18 protein-coding genes and 1 pseudogene are annotated in these 17,684 nt (G+C 63.8%); 6 read left to right on the top strand and 13 right to left on the bottom strand.

What is annotated here, in order from left to right; all coding sequences use genetic code 11:
* Positions 1-48 precede the first annotated feature (48 nt).
* Positions 49-807 (bottom strand): SDR family NAD(P)-dependent oxidoreductase, encoded by a 759-nt coding sequence (locus tag IVB40_RS23490; protein ID WP_247816468.1) that lies wholly within the window; start codon positions 805-807, stop codon positions 49-51.
* A 163-nt stretch (positions 808-970) separates the two neighbouring features.
* Between IVB40_RS23490 and IVB40_RS23485 the strand changes: the two genes are divergently transcribed.
* The 6 genes from IVB40_RS23485 to IVB40_RS23460 are packed head-to-tail and all read left to right on the top strand — an operon-like array spanning position 971 to position 6,836.
* Entirely contained in the window at positions 971-2,230 is a 1,260-nt protein-coding gene (locus IVB40_RS23485; RefSeq protein ID WP_247407912.1) for an extracellular solute-binding protein, read from the top strand.
* Between the two features lie 23 nt (positions 2,231-2,253).
* Entirely contained in the window at positions 2,254-3,174 is a 921-nt protein-coding gene (locus tag IVB40_RS23480) for a sugar ABC transporter permease (protein ID WP_247819584.1), read from the top strand.
* Entirely contained in the window at positions 3,167-4,015 is an 849-nt protein-coding gene (locus IVB40_RS23475; protein ID WP_247816467.1) for a carbohydrate ABC transporter permease, read from the top strand. The genes IVB40_RS23480 and IVB40_RS23475 overlap by 8 nt, the downstream gene beginning before the upstream one ends.
* A gap of 22 nt (positions 4,016-4,037) precedes the next feature.
* Positions 4,038-5,135, top strand: coding sequence for a Gfo/Idh/MocA family oxidoreductase (locus IVB40_RS23470; protein WP_247816466.1), 1,098 nt, complete (start codon positions 4,038-4,040; stop codon positions 5,133-5,135).
* A 10-nt stretch (positions 5,136-5,145) separates the two neighbouring features.
* A complete protein-coding gene (locus IVB40_RS23465; RefSeq protein WP_247282335.1) occupies positions 5,146-5,790 on the top strand; it encodes a ThuA domain-containing protein in 645 nt (214 codons plus the stop codon).
* On the top strand, positions 5,787-6,836 hold the full coding sequence (locus tag IVB40_RS23460) for a LacI family DNA-binding transcriptional regulator (protein ID WP_247816465.1): 1,050 nt from the start codon (positions 5,787-5,789) through the stop codon (positions 6,834-6,836). The genes IVB40_RS23465 and IVB40_RS23460 overlap by 4 nt, the downstream gene beginning before the upstream one ends.
* Positions 6,837-6,860: 24 nt before the next feature.
* On the opposite strand, the pseudogene IVB40_RS23455 reads toward IVB40_RS23460, so the two are convergent.
* From IVB40_RS23455 to IVB40_RS23400, 12 genes and pseudogenes are all read right to left on the bottom strand, one after another.
* Positions 6,861-7,487, bottom strand: a pseudogene (locus IVB40_RS23455) (NAD(P)H-dependent oxidoreductase).
* A 3-nt stretch (positions 7,488-7,490) separates the two neighbouring features.
* Positions 7,491-9,065, bottom strand: a complete 1,575-nt coding sequence (locus IVB40_RS23450) for an isochorismatase family protein (protein WP_247816464.1) — start codon at positions 9,063-9,065, stop codon at positions 7,491-7,493.
* Positions 9,066-9,083: 18 nt separating this feature from the next.
* Positions 9,084-9,932: an MBL fold metallo-hydrolase gene (locus IVB40_RS23445; protein ID WP_027569306.1), complete on the bottom strand. Its 849-nt coding sequence runs from the start codon at positions 9,930-9,932 to the stop codon at positions 9,084-9,086.
* Between the two features lie 42 nt (positions 9,933-9,974).
* Complete coding sequence (locus IVB40_RS23440) at positions 9,975-10,859, bottom strand: amidohydrolase family protein (protein ID WP_027569307.1); 885 nt, start codon at positions 10,857-10,859, stop codon at positions 9,975-9,977.
* On the bottom strand, positions 10,856-11,977 hold the full coding sequence (locus IVB40_RS23435; RefSeq protein WP_247816463.1) for a VWA domain-containing protein: 1,122 nt from the start codon (positions 11,975-11,977) through the stop codon (positions 10,856-10,858). Before IVB40_RS23435 ends, IVB40_RS23440 begins: the two co-directional genes overlap by 4 nt.
* Positions 11,974-12,855: a MoxR family ATPase gene (locus tag IVB40_RS23430; RefSeq protein ID WP_027569309.1), complete on the bottom strand. Its 882-nt coding sequence runs from the start codon at positions 12,853-12,855 to the stop codon at positions 11,974-11,976. Before IVB40_RS23430 ends, IVB40_RS23435 begins: the two co-directional genes overlap by 4 nt.
* A 7-nt stretch (positions 12,856-12,862) precedes the next feature.
* Positions 12,863-13,885: a molybdopterin cofactor-binding domain-containing protein gene (locus IVB40_RS23425; RefSeq protein ID WP_247816462.1), complete on the bottom strand. Its 1,023-nt coding sequence runs from the start codon at positions 13,883-13,885 to the stop codon at positions 12,863-12,865.
* Between the two features lies 1 nt (position 13,886).
* On the bottom strand, positions 13,887-15,482 hold the full coding sequence (locus tag IVB40_RS23420; protein WP_247816461.1) for a molybdopterin cofactor-binding domain-containing protein: 1,596 nt from the start codon (positions 15,480-15,482) through the stop codon (positions 13,887-13,889).
* A gap of 11 nt (positions 15,483-15,493) precedes the next feature.
* On the bottom strand, positions 15,494-15,970 hold the full coding sequence (locus IVB40_RS23415; RefSeq protein WP_247816460.1) for a (2Fe-2S)-binding protein: 477 nt from the start codon (positions 15,968-15,970) through the stop codon (positions 15,494-15,496).
* A gap of 5 nt (positions 15,971-15,975) precedes the next feature.
* Positions 15,976-16,794 (bottom strand): FAD binding domain-containing protein, encoded by an 819-nt coding sequence (locus tag IVB40_RS23410; RefSeq protein WP_027569313.1) that lies wholly within the window; start codon positions 16,792-16,794, stop codon positions 15,976-15,978.
* Complete coding sequence (locus IVB40_RS23405; RefSeq protein WP_247816459.1) at positions 16,791-17,240, bottom strand: SRPBCC family protein; 450 nt, start codon at positions 17,238-17,240, stop codon at positions 16,791-16,793. Before IVB40_RS23405 ends, IVB40_RS23410 begins: the two co-directional genes overlap by 4 nt.
* A gap of 5 nt (positions 17,241-17,245) precedes the next feature.
* On the bottom strand, positions 17,246-17,683 hold the full coding sequence (locus IVB40_RS23400; RefSeq protein WP_007593021.1) for an SRPBCC family protein: 438 nt from the start codon (positions 17,681-17,683) through the stop codon (positions 17,246-17,248).
* Position 17,684: the final 1 nt, after the last annotated feature.

Genomic DNA, 17,684 nt, shown 5'->3' with positions numbered 1-17,684 from the left:
AGGTTCGAGCCGTTCGCCAGCGATTGCACGATCTGGGTTTGGTCCGCCTCAGACCCAGCCGCCATCGACGATGTAGTGCTGAGCTGTGCAGGCGGAGGCCTCGTCGGAAGCGAGGAAGATGGTGAACTTCGCGACCTCATCCGGCACGAGCTTACGCTTCAGGCATTGTCGTTGCATCAGCTCGACTTCGCCCTGTGGCGTCATCCATTTATCGAGCTGGCGCTCGGTCATGATCCATCCCGGCGCGATTGCGTTCACGCGGATGTTGTAGGCGCCGTAATCGCGCGCCAGAGAGCGCGTGAGACCGATCACGCCTGATTTGCTGGCGGTGTAGGCGGCCATGCCGCCCTGTCCGGCGATCCACGACACCGAGCCGAAATTGACGATGGCGCCGGCGTTCGCCGCCTTCATGTCCGGCAACACGGCCTGCGCAGCAAAGAACTGGTGCTTCAAGTTGACCGCGATACGGTTGTCCCAATATTCCGGTGTCATTTCCTCGGTGCTGTGCCGCTCGTCATGCGCGGCGTTGTTGACGAGGATGTTGATCGCGCCGTGCATGTTGCGCGCCTCCGCAACGCTGGCACGTAACGCGGCGATATCGGTCAAGTCGACACGCATGAAACGCGCGCCAAGACCTTGATCCGACAGCTCGCGTGCCAGGGATTGGCCCTCGTCGACTTTGATGTCGAAGAACACGACATTGGATTTCTGCTGGGCGAAGCGCCGCACGATCGCAGCGCCAATTCCAGATGCGCCCCCGGTGACGAGAACGACCTTGCCGGCGAGGTCGGAATAAACGGCAGCCATGGATATCCCTCGATTTGCGTTGGGGCAGCGCGACGCGCCGCCCGACTCTCCCGCGCACCTTAGCGATCTCCTTCGTGAGGTGCATAGATCAGAATTTCAGTTGCGTACCTCAAAAATCGAAGGCAGGATTGCACCAAGAATAAGAGCCGTTGGGAGGAATGTGATGAGACTGCTCGGGAAACTGGGACTGGCCGTTGTCGCATGCCTGTTCGGAGCGAAACTCGCTGCGGCCGATACGACGGTGAAATGGCTGCACATCGAGGCCAATCCGGCCCAGGTCAAAATCTGGGAGGAGGTCGCGCGTGCCTATGAGGGGTCGCACCCGGGCGTCAAGGTCGAGATGCAGTTCCTCGAGAACGAGGCCTACAAGGCCAAGCTGCCGACCATCCTGCAATCCAAAGACCGGCCCAATATCATCTACAGTTGGGCCGGCGGTGTCCTGAAGACGCAGATCGAGGCCGGCGTGCTCGACGACATCACCGATTCTGTGAAGGGCTACAGCGACAATCTCACACCCGCGGCACTCGCCGCCTTCACCAGCAACGGCCGGGTTTATGGTCTGCCCACAGCGCTCTCGCAGGTCGGCTTCCTCTGCAACAAGGAGCTGATGGCTAAGGGGAAGGTCGATCCTGCCGGGATCAAGAGCTGGGACGATCTGCTTGCTGCCGTGAAGGCGTTGAAATCCGCCGGCGTGACCCCGATCGTGGTCGGCGGCGCCGACAAATGGCCGCTGCACTTCTACTGGACGCATCTTGCGGTGCGCATCGGCGGCAAGGCGGCGTTCGATGCGGCGCTGCGCGGCGAGAACGGCGGCTTTGCCGGGGAAACCTTCCAGAAATCCGGCGAGCTGTTCAAGCAGCTCGTGGATCTCCAGCCGTTCCAGAATGGCTTCCTGGGTTTCAAGAATCCGCAGGCGGTCGGCTATTTCGGCGATGGCAAGGCGGCGATGACGCTGGCGATCAGCACGGTCTATCATCTGCAGCGCGCTCTCGCCGCCGACAAGGTCGGATTGACCGAGGACAAGATGTGCTGGTTCGACTTCCCGGTCGTGACTGGCGGCAAGGGTGCGCCCACCGATACGCTCGGCGGCATCACCGGTTGGCTGATTACGAAAGGCTCGCCGAAGGAGGCTGTCGATTTCCTGAAATACTTCGTCTCCAAAGAGGTGCAGACGCGGCTTGCCGCCGGCAACTTCATCATCCCAGTGGTGCAGGGCGCGGACGCAGGGCTGAACAACAGCTTCATGAAGCTGATCGCCGCCAATCTGGCGAAGTCGAACTACCACCAGAACTTTTATGACCAGAGCCTGGGTCCGTCGGTCGGCCGCGTCGTCAACGACGTCACGGCCGAGATCGCCGGCGGCAGCATGAGCCCGCAAGAGGCTGCCAAGGCGATCGAAACGGCGTGGAAGCAGGGCAACTGACGGTGGCGCGGCGGACCGCGAGCGTGTCGGCGATCGGCGCTGCTGGCGAGATAGTGCCCAAGGTCACGGTCCGTGGCCCGAGTTGGGACGGCAGGCTGACGGTGCTCATCCTGTTCCTGCCGCCGGCGCTGCTATTGTTCACGTTGTTCGTTGTGCTGCCGATCGGCGAAGCGGCCTGGTATTCGGGGTTCAACTGGAACGGGTTCGGCAGGCCGACCAACTGGAGTGGCTTGGACAATTACCGCTTCGTGCTCGAGACCCGCGCCTTCTGGCTCGCGCTGCGCAACAACGGGCTGATCATCGCTGTTTCGCTCTCCATCCAGCTGCCGCTTGCGCTCACGCTGGCCTTGATGCTCGCCGAGCGCTTTCGCGGGGCAGTGGCGCTGCGCATGCTGTTCTTCATGCCCTATATCCTGGCGGAGATCGCGACCGGGCTGATCTTCAGCTTCGTCTATGATGGCGACTATGGCCTTGTGGCTTCGATCTGGCGTAGCTTCGGCGCCGAGCCTCCGCATCTGCTTGCCTCGACCGATACGGCCATGCTGGCGGTGCTGATCGTGATCGTCTGGAAGTACTTTGGCTTCCACATGATGCTGTTCATCGCAGCGCTCCAGGGCCTCGACAAGAGCCTGGTCGACGCGGCGCGTATCGACGGCGCGACCCGATCGCAAGCCCTGCGACATGTGGTCATCCCGTTGCTCTATCCGACGATAAGGCTCTCCGTGTTCTTCGCTATCGTCGGTTCGCTGCAGCTGTTCGACCTCGTTATGCCCCTGACGCGCGGCGGGCCAGCGGACTCCTCGAACACGATGGTGAGCTTTCTCTACAACAACGGCATCTCGCGCATGCGGGTCGGCTACGGCAGCGCCATCGGGGTCATCCTGTTTGCGATCTGCGTGACCTTTGCTTTCACGTACAAGCGATGGTTCATGCGCGATGAGTAACGCCAGGACCTTCCATGCGCCGTTCGAGCTCTCAATGCTGTTCAAGCTGGTGTTCCTGGCCGTCATTGCCATCATCGTAATGGTACCGCTGCTTGCGACCTTGTTCGGTGGCTTCAAATCGCTCGGCGAACTGCGCGTCAATCCGTTCGGCCTGCCACGTCACTGGGAGTGGCAGAACTATGCTGACATCCTGTTCTCTGCACGCTACTGGCAGCTCTTGCGCAACTCGCTGATCATCTCGACCCTCACGGTGGCACTGACCCTGATCGTCGCCTCAATGGCGGCGTTCACCTTCGCCCATATCAGGTTCTACGGCAGCTCGATGCTGCTGAGCTACCTGACGCTGGGCCTGCTGTTTCCGGCCGCGACGGCGGTGCTGCCGCTCTTCATCAAGGTGCGCGACCTCGGGTTGCTCGATACATATCTCGGGGTAGCCCTGCCGCAGGCGGCCTTCAGTCTTGCGATGAGCGTGCTGCTGCTGCGGCGTTTCTTCAAGGACATCCCCTACGAACTGCTGGAGGCCGCGCTGGTCGACGGCTGCAGCTATATCAAATTCTTCCGCTATGTAACGTTGCCGTTATCGCGGCCGATCCTGGCGACCGTCGGTACCATCACCTTCGTCAACAGCTGGAACGCCTATCTGCTGCCGCTGGTGATGCTCAACACCGACGCGTTCTATCCCTGGCCGCTCGGCATCATGGTTTATCAGGGCGAGTATTCGTCCGAGTGGCATCTGATCCTGGCCTTCATCACGCTTACCATCCTGCCGACGATCATTTTATTTCTTCTGGCGCAGAAACACATCGTCGCAGGCCTCACCGCCGGTGCGGTCAAGGGATGAACGGTACCTCACGGAGATCACAATGAGAAAAGTAGGCATCGGCATCATCGGCTGCGGCAATATCAGCACCGCTTATCTGAAGGCGGCCCAGCGCTTCGCAGTCATGGAAATCAAGGCGCTCGCCGACATGCGCAGCGATGCGGCAGAGCGGCAGGGCGCCGCCTTCGGGCTGCCGGCAATGCGGGTTGATCAGCTGCTCAAGCGAGACGACGTCGAGATCGTCATCAATCTCACTGTGCCACTCGCCCACACTGACGTCAGCCTCGCGGTGCTGAACGCCGGCAAGCACGTTCATTCCGAGAAGCCGCTCGGCATCAACGTCACGGAAGCCCGCAAGGTGATGGACCTCGCCGCGCAGAAGAGCCTTCGCGTCGGCTGCGCGCCCGATACGTTCCTTGGCGGTGGGCATCAGACCGCGCGCAAGCTGATCGACGATGGCGCGATAGGCACGCCCGTGGCCGGTAGCGCGTTCTTCGGCTGCCCCGGCCACGAGCGTTGGCATCCGGCGCCGGGTTTCTACTATTTGCGCGGCGGCGGGCCTATGCTTGACATGGGTCCGTACTACATCACCGATCTCGTGCAGCTGCTCGGCCCCGTGGCGAGCGTGATGGGCTCGACCGCGCGTCCGAAATCCGAGCGGCTGGTCGCCAGCCAGCCGATGAACGGGACGTTGATTCCGGTCGAAGTTGCGACCCATGTCGCCGGCACGCTCGAATTCGAGAGCGGGGCGGTCGTCTCGATCGCGATGAGCTTTGATGTCCCCAAGCACCGGCACGCGCCAATCGAGATCTATGGCGACAAGGGCAGCATGCTCGTGCCCGACCCGAACCGCTTCGGCGGCGAAGTACAAGTCGCCAAGACCGGCGGCGACTGGGAGCCGGTGCCGCTGACCCACGGTCATGTCGATGGCGAGTTCCGTTCCATTGGCGTCGCGGACATGGCCTCCGCGATCCTGAACAACCGGCCGCATCGTGCCAGCGGCGCGCTCGCGTTCCACGTGCTGGAGGTGATGGAAGCGTTCCAGACCTCTGCCGACGAAGGGCGACGCGTTAAGATCGAGAGCTGCGTCGAGCGGCCGGCGATGCTGCCGGCCGGGCGTGAAACCGGACAGATCGACTAAGGACAGAAACATGCGCAAGGCAATGATTGTATGGGGCGGTTGGCCAGGGCACGATCCCGATCTCTGTGCTTCGATGATCCGTGGTTGGCTGAAGGCGGAAGGCTTCGAGGTGCGGACCGAAACCACCACCGCAGCGTTCGCCGATCCCGCGATTCACGACCTGTCGCTGATCATCCCGATCTATACCATGTCGACAATCGAGAAGGCGGAAGCGCTCAATCTCTGCGCTGCGGTCCGTAGCGGCGTTGGGTTCGCCGGCCATCATGGCGGCATGGGCGACGCATTCCGCGATTCCGTCGATTACCAGTTCCTGTGCGGCGGGCAGTGGGTTGCGCATCCCGGCAACATCATCGACTACAAGGTCGACTTGACGAAGCCGGATGATCCCATCATGAAGGGCCTGAAGAGTTTCGAGCATCGTTCCGAGCAATACTACATGCATGTCGACCCCGCCAACGAGGTGTTGGCGACGACGACCTTCACCGGCGAGCACGCGCCCTGGATCGAGGGCGTGGTGATGCCCGTGGTCTGGAAGAAGCGATACGGCGCGGGCAGGGTGTTCTATTCCTCGCTCGGCCACCGCGCTTACGAGCTCGACGTACCGGAGATCCGGACGTTGATGACCCGTGGCATGTTGTGGGCGGCGCGCGAATGACAGCCGTTGCGACCCAGTCGGTGGTTCGCGCTACGCTTGAAGACGTCGCGCGCACGGCGGGTGTTTCGCTCGCCACGGTCGATCGCGTCGTCAACCGGCGCGAGGGCGTGCGCGCCAAGACCGTGGCGCGGGTCGAGGCCGCGGTGGCAAAACTCGGCTATCGAGCCGACGTCGCGGCCGCTCGGCTTGCACGGGGGCAGACGTTCCGCTTTGCCTTCGTGCTGCCGACCGGTACCAACAGCTTCATGACCAACCTAACCGAGCAGGTCCAGCGCACCGCGGACTGGCTCGCCGGCCAGCGCGGCTTCATTGCTATCCTCCGTGTTGACGTGTTCGATCCGGACGTACTCGCCGCCGCGCTGGAAAGTCTCTCGCCTGCCTATCAGGGCGTCGCCGTCATCGCGCTCGATCATCCCAGGGTGCGCGCCGCGATCGACGAACTCACCGCGCGCGGGGTCGCTGTGGTGACCCTTGTGTCGGACGCGCCGAGCTCGCGCCGTCTGCACTATGTCGGCATCGACAACCCGGCGGCAGGCCGCACCGCTGCAACGCTGATGGGACGGTTCCTCACTGGTCGCGAGGGGACGGTTGCCGTGATCGCAGGATCGTTGTCGCTGCGCGATCACACTGAGCGGCAGTTCGGCTTCCACCAAATCCTGTCCAGCGAGTATCCGAACCTGCTCGCGCTGCCGGTGATCGAGGGTCGCGACGACAGCGAGCGGACGCGGGAGCTCACTGCGGCACTGCTCGCGCGCCAGCCAGATCTGCGCGGCATATACTGCTGTGGCGCCGGGAACCGTGGCATCGCCGATGCGCTCGAGGCCTCGGGACGGGCGCGTGAGGTGGTCTGGATTGCCCACGAGCTGACTCAATACACGCGGCGTTTCCTGGTCCGTGGCACCCTCGATGCCATCATCAACCAGGATCCCGGCCACGAGGCCCGGTCCGCAGCGCGAGTCCTGCTCGCGCATTGTTCGGGTGAGCCCATCAGCCCCGACCAGGAGCGCATCCGCATCGACATTTTTCTGCGGGACAATTTGCCGTAACCTTTGAATGGCCTGCGGGGTGCATCAGAAGCTCGCGGCCATTACGGCCAGACGTTGGTGGGCTCTTTCGCGGGCCGCCTCAATGGGCTGTTGCGGTCCGGTGGTTGGCCCGATCGGAATGAAACGGACATTGTTGATACCGACAAAACGCAAAATTTCGCGCAGGTAAGGCGTTGCCATGTCGATGCGCCCGCGGTTCATTCCGGTGGCGAAATCGCTGCCACTGGCAATGATGACGATGGTCGGCCGGTCTTTCAGCAACGGGATGTATCCAAGGGATGGGTCGAACCGAAAGTTAAGCCCGGGCTGGACGATGACGTCGAAGAATTGCTTGAGCTTTTAGGGAATGCTGAAGTTCCACATCGGCGTCGAAATCAGCACCCGCTCGGCGAGCGCTAAGCGCACCGCCATCCGCTCGGCTTCCGCGAAGCTGTCCCGCTGCGTGTCGTTGAAGGCTTGCGCCTTCATCCGTGCATATTTGGCTTCGACAATGGGGCCTGAAAACTCCGGCAGGCGCTCGCGCCAGAGATCCATGACGTCCACGTCCCAATCGGGCCGAGCTCGGCGAAAGCCGTCGAGGAAAACGCGTGCGCCGGCGCTTGACAAGGAGTCGTCGCGGGGCGAGCAGGACAGGTGCAGGAGCTTCGCCACCGCTCATCCCAGCGCTTTGATGACCGCATCGGCCTTGGTTACGACGGCGACGTTCTGCATGGCGAAGTTGATCGAGGCCGCGTGCCAATCGGCATTCATGGTCGAGCAGCAATCCTCAGGAACGATCATGAAGTAGCCCTTGTCGGCACCGGTCCGCGCCGTGTGCTCGACCGACATGTTGGTCCAGGCGCCGGTGTTGATGATCATGTCGCGGCCGGTGGCTTTCAGGATCGTTTCGAGCCTCGTGCCTTCCCAGGCGCTCATTCGCACCTTCTCGACCACGAAATCGCCGGGCCTCGGCTCGAGACCTGACACCGGTGCTGCCCCCCAGCTTCCGCGCACCATCGCCTTACTGTCGACGAGACCCTCGAACAGCGGCGCATTCAGCGTCACGCCGGGCGCGCCGGGCTCGACGACGAACCAGACATGAATGATGGCGACGCCGCGCGCCCGGGCGGTTTCAGCCAGGCGGCGGACATTCTCGACGACGTGCTGCTGCTTCGCGTGACCTGGTGCGCCGGAATCGGCGAATGCGCCCCCGTCCATGATGACGTCGTTCTGGAGATCCTGGATGATCATGGCACAGCGTCGCGGGTCGAGCTGCATCTCGCCCTCGGCGAGGACGGGTGCAGCGGAAGCAGAGCCGGCGGCTGCTGTGCCGCCGCCTCGCTTGCCGCTCATATAGGGCTCGTGGCGCGGTCCGACCTTGGTGGGAATAGCATAGACCGAGTGTGTCGAAGTCAGGTACAGCGTGCGGAAATCCGGCCCGCCCCAGGTAAGGTTAGCGACGAGTTCGGGCAAGCGGAGCTTGCCGAGCAGCTCGCTCCGCGGCGAATAGACCCAGACCCCGCCGGGTGCCGTAACCCAGACGTTGCCGTGCTGGTCGCACTTCATGCCGTCGGGCAAGCCGGGCTCGAGCTCGGAGCGGATGCCGCTCGCGAACACACGCGCACTCGACAGCGAGCCGTCGCCGTTGACGTCGAATACGCGGATCAGTGCCTGCACGGTGTCGTTGACATAGAGCAGTTTCTCGTCGGGCGAAAAGCACAGCCCGTTCGGCTGGTCGAACAGATTGCGCTCGACGACGAGCTTCGGCTCGGCGCCGGGCACGACGCGATAGACGCCCTGGAAGCCGAGCTGCCTCGGCCGCTCGACGCCATAGACCGGCATGCGGCCATACCAGGGATCCGAGAAATAGATCGCGCCGGAGGAGTGCAGGCAGACGTCGTTGGGGCTGTTGAGCTCCTGTCCCCCAAAGTGGGAGGCCAGCACCTCGCGCCGCCCGTCCGGCCGCTCGCGGATCAGCGACGATGTCGCGTGCTCGCAAACGATCAAATTGAGCTCGGCGTCATAGGTCATGCCGTTGCATTTGTTCGAGGGACGCTTGACCTCGGCGACGCCGTGCCGCGCATCCCAGCGCCGGCGTACGTCGCCCGGCATGTCGGAGAACAGCAGATAATGATCGACCGGATGCCAGATCGGTCCCTCCGTGAAGTCAAAACCGGTGCCGATCTGCGCGACTGGCGCGTAGGGGTCGATCAGGGTCTCGAATTCGGAACGCAAGGTGACGTGCGTCATCGGTCGATCCTCTGGCGTCTAGGCCGGAAACCAGTTGCGCTGGGGCAGGGATTGCACGATCGGCCCAGGCACCTGGTCGTGTAGCCTGCCGACGACGTTGCCGCCCTCGATCTTGGCGGGACGGTCGTGGACCGGCAGCAGATAGCGCGAATTGCTGAGCAGCTTCTTGATGGCGGCCTTCTCGGCGCGCTTGGTGGTGCCGTGGTTGCCCGTGGTGCGTGGCTCCCAGTCGTGGATCTCGTTGAAGGGCGTCACGATCTGGTCGTTGAAATCATAGATCACGTCGCCGCAGATCGTGGCGATGCCGTCGGCGGTTTCGACGATGATGTTCATCGAGCCCTCGGTATGCGCATTCGCTGCGTCGCAGTAGACGCCCGGCATCAACTCGATCGGACCTGTGATCTCGAGGTCGAGAAAGCGCAGCGCGCTCTTGGTGTGCAGACGGTCGATCAGATGCTTGATATCCGGCGCCGGATATTGCGGATGCATCAGGCCGGACACGGAATATTCGAGCTCGCGGCGGTTGAGGACGACGGTCGTGTTCATCGGAAACAGATCGTCCTTGCCGGCGTGGTCGATATGCAGATGGGTGTGGCAGACGAAGCGCACATCGCCCATCCGCACGCCGTGCCGCGCAAGCTGGTTCTCGATCATGTGCTCGTGATACTGCAGGCCGCGCATCCCCAGCGTTTCCATGATCTGGTTGGAGCGATAACCCGTATCTACCACGACCGGATATTTGCCGCCGAGGATCAGGAAGCCGAGTGTGAGGACACGGCGGGTCCGGCCGCAGTCGTGGCCGAGAACCAGAAAACTCGATTCCAGCTCGATATCGCCATAGTCCAGGATCTTGATCTCCAGCGGCATTCCGTCCCTCCCTGTATCCGTTTTTGTTCGTTTCCTCAGCGCTCAAAGCCGATAGACGCGTATGGCGGTGGTTCTGAAAATGGCTTCGCGCTGATCATCGCGCAGCGGCGCCGCGGCGGCACGGAAGGCATCGATCAGCTCGCGGTAACTGGTCCACAATTTCTCGATTGGGAAATTCGAACCGAACAGGCAGCGTTCGGCGCCGAAGATCGCGATCGTATCGATCAGGACGGATGCGATATGCGCGGGGTCGTTGCGGTGGATGAAGGTTCCGAGCCCCGACAGTTTCGACACGACGTTCGGGCATGCGGTGAGGCGGGCCATCCCGGCGCGCCACGCGGCGCGGCCTGAGGGTGAAAGGTCCTCCAGCATGCCAGCGTGCTGCAGGATAAAGGTCACCTTCGGGCAGGCTTCCGCAAGGTGTGCGGCGTCCGGCATCTGCGGCGTGAACACCTGAAGGTCAAAGCTCCAGCCATAGTCCGCTAGCCGGGCGATGTTGCGCTGGATCACGGGATCGGTGCAGAGATCCGGCCGCGCGGCAAAGCGATAAAGCGGGTTCTCGTGCCAATGAAGTTGCATGCGGACGCCGCGCACGAGGGCATAGCGCTTCAGGCGATCGAGTTGTGGACGCACGTCGTCGACTGAAAAATCGGCGTAAGCCACGATGGCATGCGGCCAGCCGTGCTCCTCGGCCGTCTGCTGCACCCAGGCGGCCTCGTCCTCGTAGCGGTCATGGGCCCAGTTGGTCTGGACATAGACCGAGCGGGTGACGCCGCTGCCTTCGAGGTCGCGGAGATATTCCTCTATCGGGTAATCGCGCCGGATCGGCTCGTACGGACCGAAGATGCGCGGCTGCATCGGACCCACCAGCCAGGGCAAGTCGGCCTGGCGCCAGATATGATGGTGCCCATCGACGATGTCGGTCACGCAACTCTCCTTTGTCCCAGCGCCAGCACATGCGCGACGATCGACGCGCTCGATCCACCATCGACGAGGTCGTCGACGAAGCGTTCGATCGCGACCAGCGCTTCGGTCTGCGGGCGAAAGCCGGGACCAGACGCGAGCGGCGTCAGCCAGCTCACGCGCCACGCGCGGCGCGATAGTTTCGCGACCGCATCGCACAACGCATCGGGTTCGCCCCGCTCAAGGCCGTCGGAAACGATGATCACGGCGGCGCCGCGCGCGTATCCGCCGAAGCGGGGCACGGCGAGAAAGGCCTGCAGGGCGTCGCCGATTCGGGTGCCGCCGTCCCAGTCGCTGACTGCATAGGCCGCGGCGTTGAGCGCTTGCTCGCGCCGCTTGAGACGCAACGGCCGGGTGATGCGGGTCAGCCGCGTGCCGAAGGTGAAGACCTCGACGTTGGGCGCCGCCTGCACCAGGGTGTGCGCGAACTTCATATTCTCTTCGGTGCGGGTCTTCATCGAGCCAGAGACGTCAATCAGTAGCAACACCTTGCGTGGACGCTGCCGCCGCTTCAAACGTCCCAGCCGGAGAATTTCGCCGTCGCTGCGAACGGAGTCGCGTAGGGTGCGGCGCAAATCCGCGTAGGGCCCGCTGCGAGCCCGCATGCGGCGATGGCCGCGCCGCTTCGGCAGGCGCCTCGGCGCCTCGCGGGCAAGCCGGCGCAGCGCATCGGTGGTCGAGAGCTGCGCAAAGCGGCGCTCGGCCAGGGCTTCGGCGCGCGCAGCTGCGAGACCGGACTCGTTGGCCTCGTCCGACAACAGCGGCTCGTCGTTTCCACGAGCCTCCTCTTGCAGCCGAACTGTCTCGTCGTCCTCACCGTCATCGACGTGCTCGATGGCCTCGTTTCCGCGAAAGTGCAGATCGAACAGCCGGTCGAACGTTGCGCGACGCTCCGGGGGAGAGGCCAGTGTCGCGAGGGCTGCCTGCCGAATGTCTTCCAGGCTGCGGGGGCCGAGCAACTGGATCGCGGCCAGGAACGATGTCGTCTGTTCCGGCGCGACGGCAAACCTGTTCGTTCGCAACAGCCCGACGAACGAGATGAAGACACGCGCAGCGCGCGGCAGTTCGGATTCGGTACTCATGCAGAGGCCTCCGCCAGCAGAGCGTCGAGGCGCGGCGAAATGAAGTGCAGATCCTCCTCGTCTTTCAGGGCAACGCCGATCGAGCGCCTGAAGGCATCAGGCCACCGCGCGCCGCCCTTGTGCAGCAGCGTGGCGGCCTCAGCCCAGTCGACCGCCTCGGCGATCCCGGGCGCCTTGCTGAGCGGCTCGCGTCGCAGCTTCTCGACGGCCGCGACGACGGCGCGCGCGGTCCCCTCGGCGACGCTGGAGGCCCGCATCATCACGATGCGCGCTTCGCGCTCGGCCGAGGGATAGTCGATCCAGTGATAGACGCACCGCCTCCGCAACGCTTCATGAAGATCCCGCGTGCGGTTTGAGGTGAGGACGACAACCGGCCGTTCCGAGGCGCGCACGGTACCGCGCTCTGGGATCGAGATCTGGAAGTCGGACAGAAACTCGAGCAGGAAGGCTTCGAACTCCTGGTCGGCGCGGTCGATTTCGTCGATCAGCAGCACTGTTGAGTCAGGCGCGCGCAGCGTCGCCAGCATTGGTCGCTCGATCAGAAACGTTTCGCCGTAGATGTCGATGCTCTCATCGCCGGCCTGGCGGATGGCGAGCATCTGGCGCGGATAGTTCCATTCGTAGAGTGCGGCGGACGCGTCGATGCCTTCGTAGCATTGCAGGCGGATCAGGCGGCGGCCGAGGACGGCAGCAATGGCTTTGGCGGCCTCGGTCTTCCCGACGCCCGGCGCACCCTCGAGCAGCAATGGCTTGCCTAGTGCCAGCCCGAGATAGGCGGCGGTCGCCAGTCCCTCGTCGGCGAGGTAATAGGCGGCCCGAAGCGCCTTCTCCAGTGCCTCGGGGCTGTCGATGCCGACGATGTTGCTGCGGACGGCCATCGAGACCTCAGCGCCGCGCCTGAGGGCGCGCGCCGCCCTCGGCCTTGATCGCGCGCAGCAGCTTCTCCGGCGTAATCGGCAGATCGTCGATCCGGACGCCGACGGCGTTGAAGATGGCATTCGCAACGGCCGGCAATACGGGATTTGCGCACATTTCCCCGGGGCCCTTGGCGCCGAAGGGGCCATCGGGAGCGGGGCGTTCCAACACGGCGATGTCGTGGGGGCAGATGTCGCCAGGACCGGGCATCACATATTCGACGAAGTCGCGAGGGCCGTGGACAGGGTCGGGATAATAGGGTTCGGGCGTCTCGTAGAGCGCGTGACTGACGCCCATCCAGGCGCCGCCAACGAGCTGTTGCTCGACCAGGCGCGGGTTGAGCGCGCGGCCGAGCTCGTAGGCAGAGTCCATGCGGATCATCGTGACCTCGCCGGTCTCGTCGTCGACCTCAACCTCGGCGACAAGACAGGCATGGGCGTAGCAGGTCGCCGGCGACATCTCGCCGGTCTCGGGATCGACATTGGACAGAGGAACGAGAAAGATGCCACGGCCGGCGATGGTCTTGCCTTGCTTGAACTGCGCGGCGATGGCGACGTCTTTGGTGGAGATCGAGCGGTGCGGCGCGCCCTTGACGTGGATGTTGCCACGCCCGTCGGTTTCGAGATCGGCGGCGTTGACCTCGAGTTCCTCGGCGGCGGCCTCCATCATCACGCCGCGCGCCTCGCGCGCCGCCGCCATCACGGCATTGCCGACGCGATGGGTGCCGCGCGAAGCGAACGAGCCCATGCAATGCGGGCCGGTGTCGGAATCGGCGGTGTCGACGTAGACGTCCTCGACGGGTACGCCGAGCGTCTCTGCGCAGATCTGCCGCGTGACCGACTTCATGCCTTGGCCGAGATCGATCGAGGATAGCGCCACGGTGAATTTACCGCTCGGATTGGAGTGAACCAGGGCCTGGCTGGGATCGCCGCCGAGGTTCATGCCGATGGGATAATTGACCGATGCGATGCCGCGTCCGCGATGTCGGGTCATCTCAACGCCTCCTGGTGCCGAACACGGATGAGAATCGGCCCGCCCCATGCGAGGGCGATGCCGGTCGCGGTGGCTGCGGCGGGAAGGGCGCGGGCGGTGGGGGCTCGCGCGGCGGTTCGCGCAACGCGGCCGTCGGCAGGCGATCATAGCTCGTGCGCTGCTGCGCTGGGGTGGTCGTCCTCGCCGGGGTCTCGGCAGGCGTCCGCGGAATGGCGGCGCGGCTGCCGCCGCCGTCCTTGCGGGAGGAGGCGCGCTTGAACTCGTCGCGGATCGGCCATTTGGCTTTCTCCGCGGCGACCTGGACGCACTCGATCAGCGCCGTGTTCTTGGCCTCGCGCCGATGCGCCTTCATGTCACCGTCGCGATAGGCATTGAGAATGCGGAACTCCATCGGATCCATGCCGACGAGGTTCGCGAGCTTGTCCATCTGGCACTCGATCGCAAAATCCATTGCGGTGACGCCGAAGCCGCGCATCGCGGTTGCCGGCGTACGGTTGGTGAAGACGCAGTAGACGTCGCCATAGACGTTGGGGATGGTGTAGGGCCCTGGTAGATGGGCCGCGCATTTCACCGCTGCATAGCTCGAGAGCCGCGTATATGCGCCGCTGTCGAAATACGCGCGGATCTTTCGCGCGACGACACGGCCGTCACGCATCACGCCATCCTTGATGTAGATGCGCTCGGCGCCGCGCGGCGGGCCGTATTGCATCTCTTCTTCGCGTCCGAACACGTAGCGCACGGGACGTCCCGTCAGCATCGCACCCAGGATGCATAACGGTTCGGTCAGCGTGTCCACCTTGCCGCCAAAGCCGCCACCGACGGTGCCGCCGATGAAATGAAAGGTGTTGGAGGGGACATCGAGGATCTTGGCGCAGGTGTCGACCGAAAAGAACAGCGCCTGCGTCGACGTATAGACGACATAGCGCCCGTTGGTGTCGGGCGCCGCGATCGACCCGTTGGTTTCAGTCGGCGCGTGCTCGATAGGCGACATCTGGTAGCGCTGTTCGAGCACGTGATCGGCGGTCGCGAGTGCGGCATCGGCATCGCCGAAGCGGAGTTTCTGGTGATCATATGTGTCGTGATAAATGAAGGCATTCTTCGGATAGGTGTCGTTGACGACGGGTGCGCCGGCCTTCAGCGCATCTTCGACATCGAACACGGTTGGCAACGGCTCGTAGTCGATGCGGACTTTCGAGATAGCCTCAAAGGCCTCGCGCTCGCTGTCGGCGACGATGGCCAGGATCGGCTCCCCCTTGTAGCGGACCTTGTCGACGGCGAGCGAGGGCTCGTCGTCCTTGCCGAAATTGATCAGGCTCAAGAGCGTATTGAGGTTGCGGGGTACGTCGGAGCCGCGGATGATCCGGCGCACGCCGGCTGAGCGCTCGGCCTCAGCGGTGTCGATCCGCCGGATCCTTGCATGCGAATGGATCGAGCGGACGACTTTCAGGTGCAGCATCCCCTGGAGCTTGTGGTCGTTGAAATAGCTCGATGTGCCTGTGACATGGCCGAGCATGTCCTGGCGCTGCGTGCCCTTGCCAATCTCCTTGAGATTGTCGTCGCGCTCGTCGGCGAAAATATCTTTGCGCAGTTCCAGCATGATGTGGTCCTTCAGGCGCTCACCCGGCCGCCGGAGGCGGCGAGGATGGCGTTGATGATCGGCTCGTAGCCGGTGCAGCGGCAGATGTTGCCGGAGATCGCCTCGACGATCTCGGCGCGGCTCGGGGAGGGATTGTGATCGAGTAGTGCCTTGGCGGCCATCAGCATGCCCGGCGTGCAATAGCCGCACTGGGCAGCAAAATTCTCGGCAAAGGCGCGTTGCAGCGGGTGGAGGTTGGGTCCTTGCTTCAGGCTATCCAGCGTCTCGACGGAGCGGCCGGCGACGGTCTCGGCCAGCGTCAGACAGGAGAGATGGAGCTCGCCTTCGATCAGGACGCTGCAGGTGCCGCAGCCGCCCTGGCCGCAGCCGAATTTCGGCGTCATGTCGCCGATCAATTCGCGAAGCGCGACGAGCAGGTTGGTGCCGCCGTCAACGAAAATGGCAACTTCGCTGCCGTTGTGACGAAATTGCAGGGCAGTCTTGGCCATACGATCTATTCCTGACCCAAAAGAAGACGACGCAGATGGACCCCGACGATCTCGCGGCGATACCAGGCGCTGCCGAGCGCGTTGTCGGACGGCGATGTTCCCTCCGCAGCTGCCGAGGCTGCGGCCGCAACGGTCGCGGCATCGAGCGCGCGGCCTTCGAGAGCGCGTTCGGCCGCCCGCGCGCGTATTTGCGTCGGCGCCATCGATCCCAATGCAATGCGTGCCCCGGCGATCCGTCCGCCACTGATGGGCAGATGTGCGGCGAGCGTGATGACCGAGCCGCCCTTGGGCTTGATCCGTGCGATCTTGCGGTAGCGGAAAGCCTCTGGGTTTGTCGGTCGTGTGCACGACACCGACAGCACGAGCGTGCCCGCCTGCCTTTCGCGCGACTGCAAAAATTCCTCGATTGGAATGTCGCGCGATCCAAAACCGCCTTGCAGAGCCACGGTGGCATCGAGCGCAAGCAGGGCGACGGTGAAATCGCCATAGGGGCTGGGCGCGAACAGATTGCCGCCCACCGTACCCATGTTGCGCACCGCCGGGCCACCGATCGAGCGGGCGGGAGCGTGCAGGAAAGCAAGGTCGCGCTCGCCCAGAATCCGGGCGAAAGTGACGCCAGCACCCAAGGTGATCCGCGGGCCGGATGGGTCGATGCGCGTCAAGGCATGGTCGTTGGCGCGCACCACGGTCGAGACCGAGATGTCACCTTCGTTCAGTGCGCGCATCACGAGCGTGCCGCCGCCGAGATAGCGCGCGTTACGATCGGACGACAGCGCGGCGGCGGCCTCGCTCGAGCTCATGAAGGTCTTCACCGTCACAGTCATGTTGATACAGCCTCCTTGAGGTACCGGCGGATCGCGTCGAATCCCGCTTGGTAGATATCTTCCGCGACCATGTGGGTGATCCGGTCCTTGTCCCCGGGCCGTGTCGAGAAGCGGGATTCCCAGTGCCAGAAGGTACGGTCGCCGTCCGTCACGGGCAGCAGGCGGACGTGAGCTACGTAGTTGAACATCGGGACCGGCGTATCGAGCAGGCAATAGCTGAAGGTCTGCTCCAGATCCGACAGCGTCAGCAATTGCTCGCGCAGCTCGGAGCCGTCCTGCAGCTTGAAGCGCCTGACACAGCCGATCTTGTCTGAGGCCTGCGCGCGCTCGATCGTGGAGGTCGCAACCGCCGGATGCCAGCGATCGTGGCCGTTGAAGTCGCGCAGTACGGGCCACACGGAGCCGGTCGGCGCGTCCAGGATCGTGCTCTTGACGATATGCGGCACGGCGCTCAGCCTCCGAACTGGCGTTTGAGGGCATCGAAGCCGCCCTGGAACACGCCGCCGCCGATATTCGCGACGAGCTCCGCCTCCCGCTCGGGTGCGCAGTCGAACTCAGCGGTCCATTCCATGAAGGTCTGGTCGCCATCCGTGACCGGCGTCAGCCGAAGCGTCGCGACGTAGTCCTCGACCCCCATCGGGGATTCGAGGATCGAGTAGGTGCAGAACATGTCGTAATCGGACAAGCCGAGCAGCTTTTCCCGGATACGATCGCCGTTGCGCAGGCGAAAATCCCTGACGCAGCCTATCTTGTCGGATGGCTCGCCGCCCTCGATGCGGCTTTCCGCAATCGCGGGATGCCAGTTCGGCAGACCGTTGAAGTCGCGCACCCGCGCCCAGACGCGATCGTTGCGTGCGTTGACGACGGTTGAGACGTAGACCCGGGCCATG

The organism is Bradyrhizobium sp. 40, from assembly GCF_023100925.1.
In the GTDB taxonomy this organism is placed as follows: domain Bacteria; phylum Pseudomonadota; class Alphaproteobacteria; order Rhizobiales; family Xanthobacteraceae; genus Bradyrhizobium.
The sequence above is the reverse complement of the archived record's forward strand: the minus strand, read 5'-3'. Positions and strand labels throughout refer to the sequence as shown.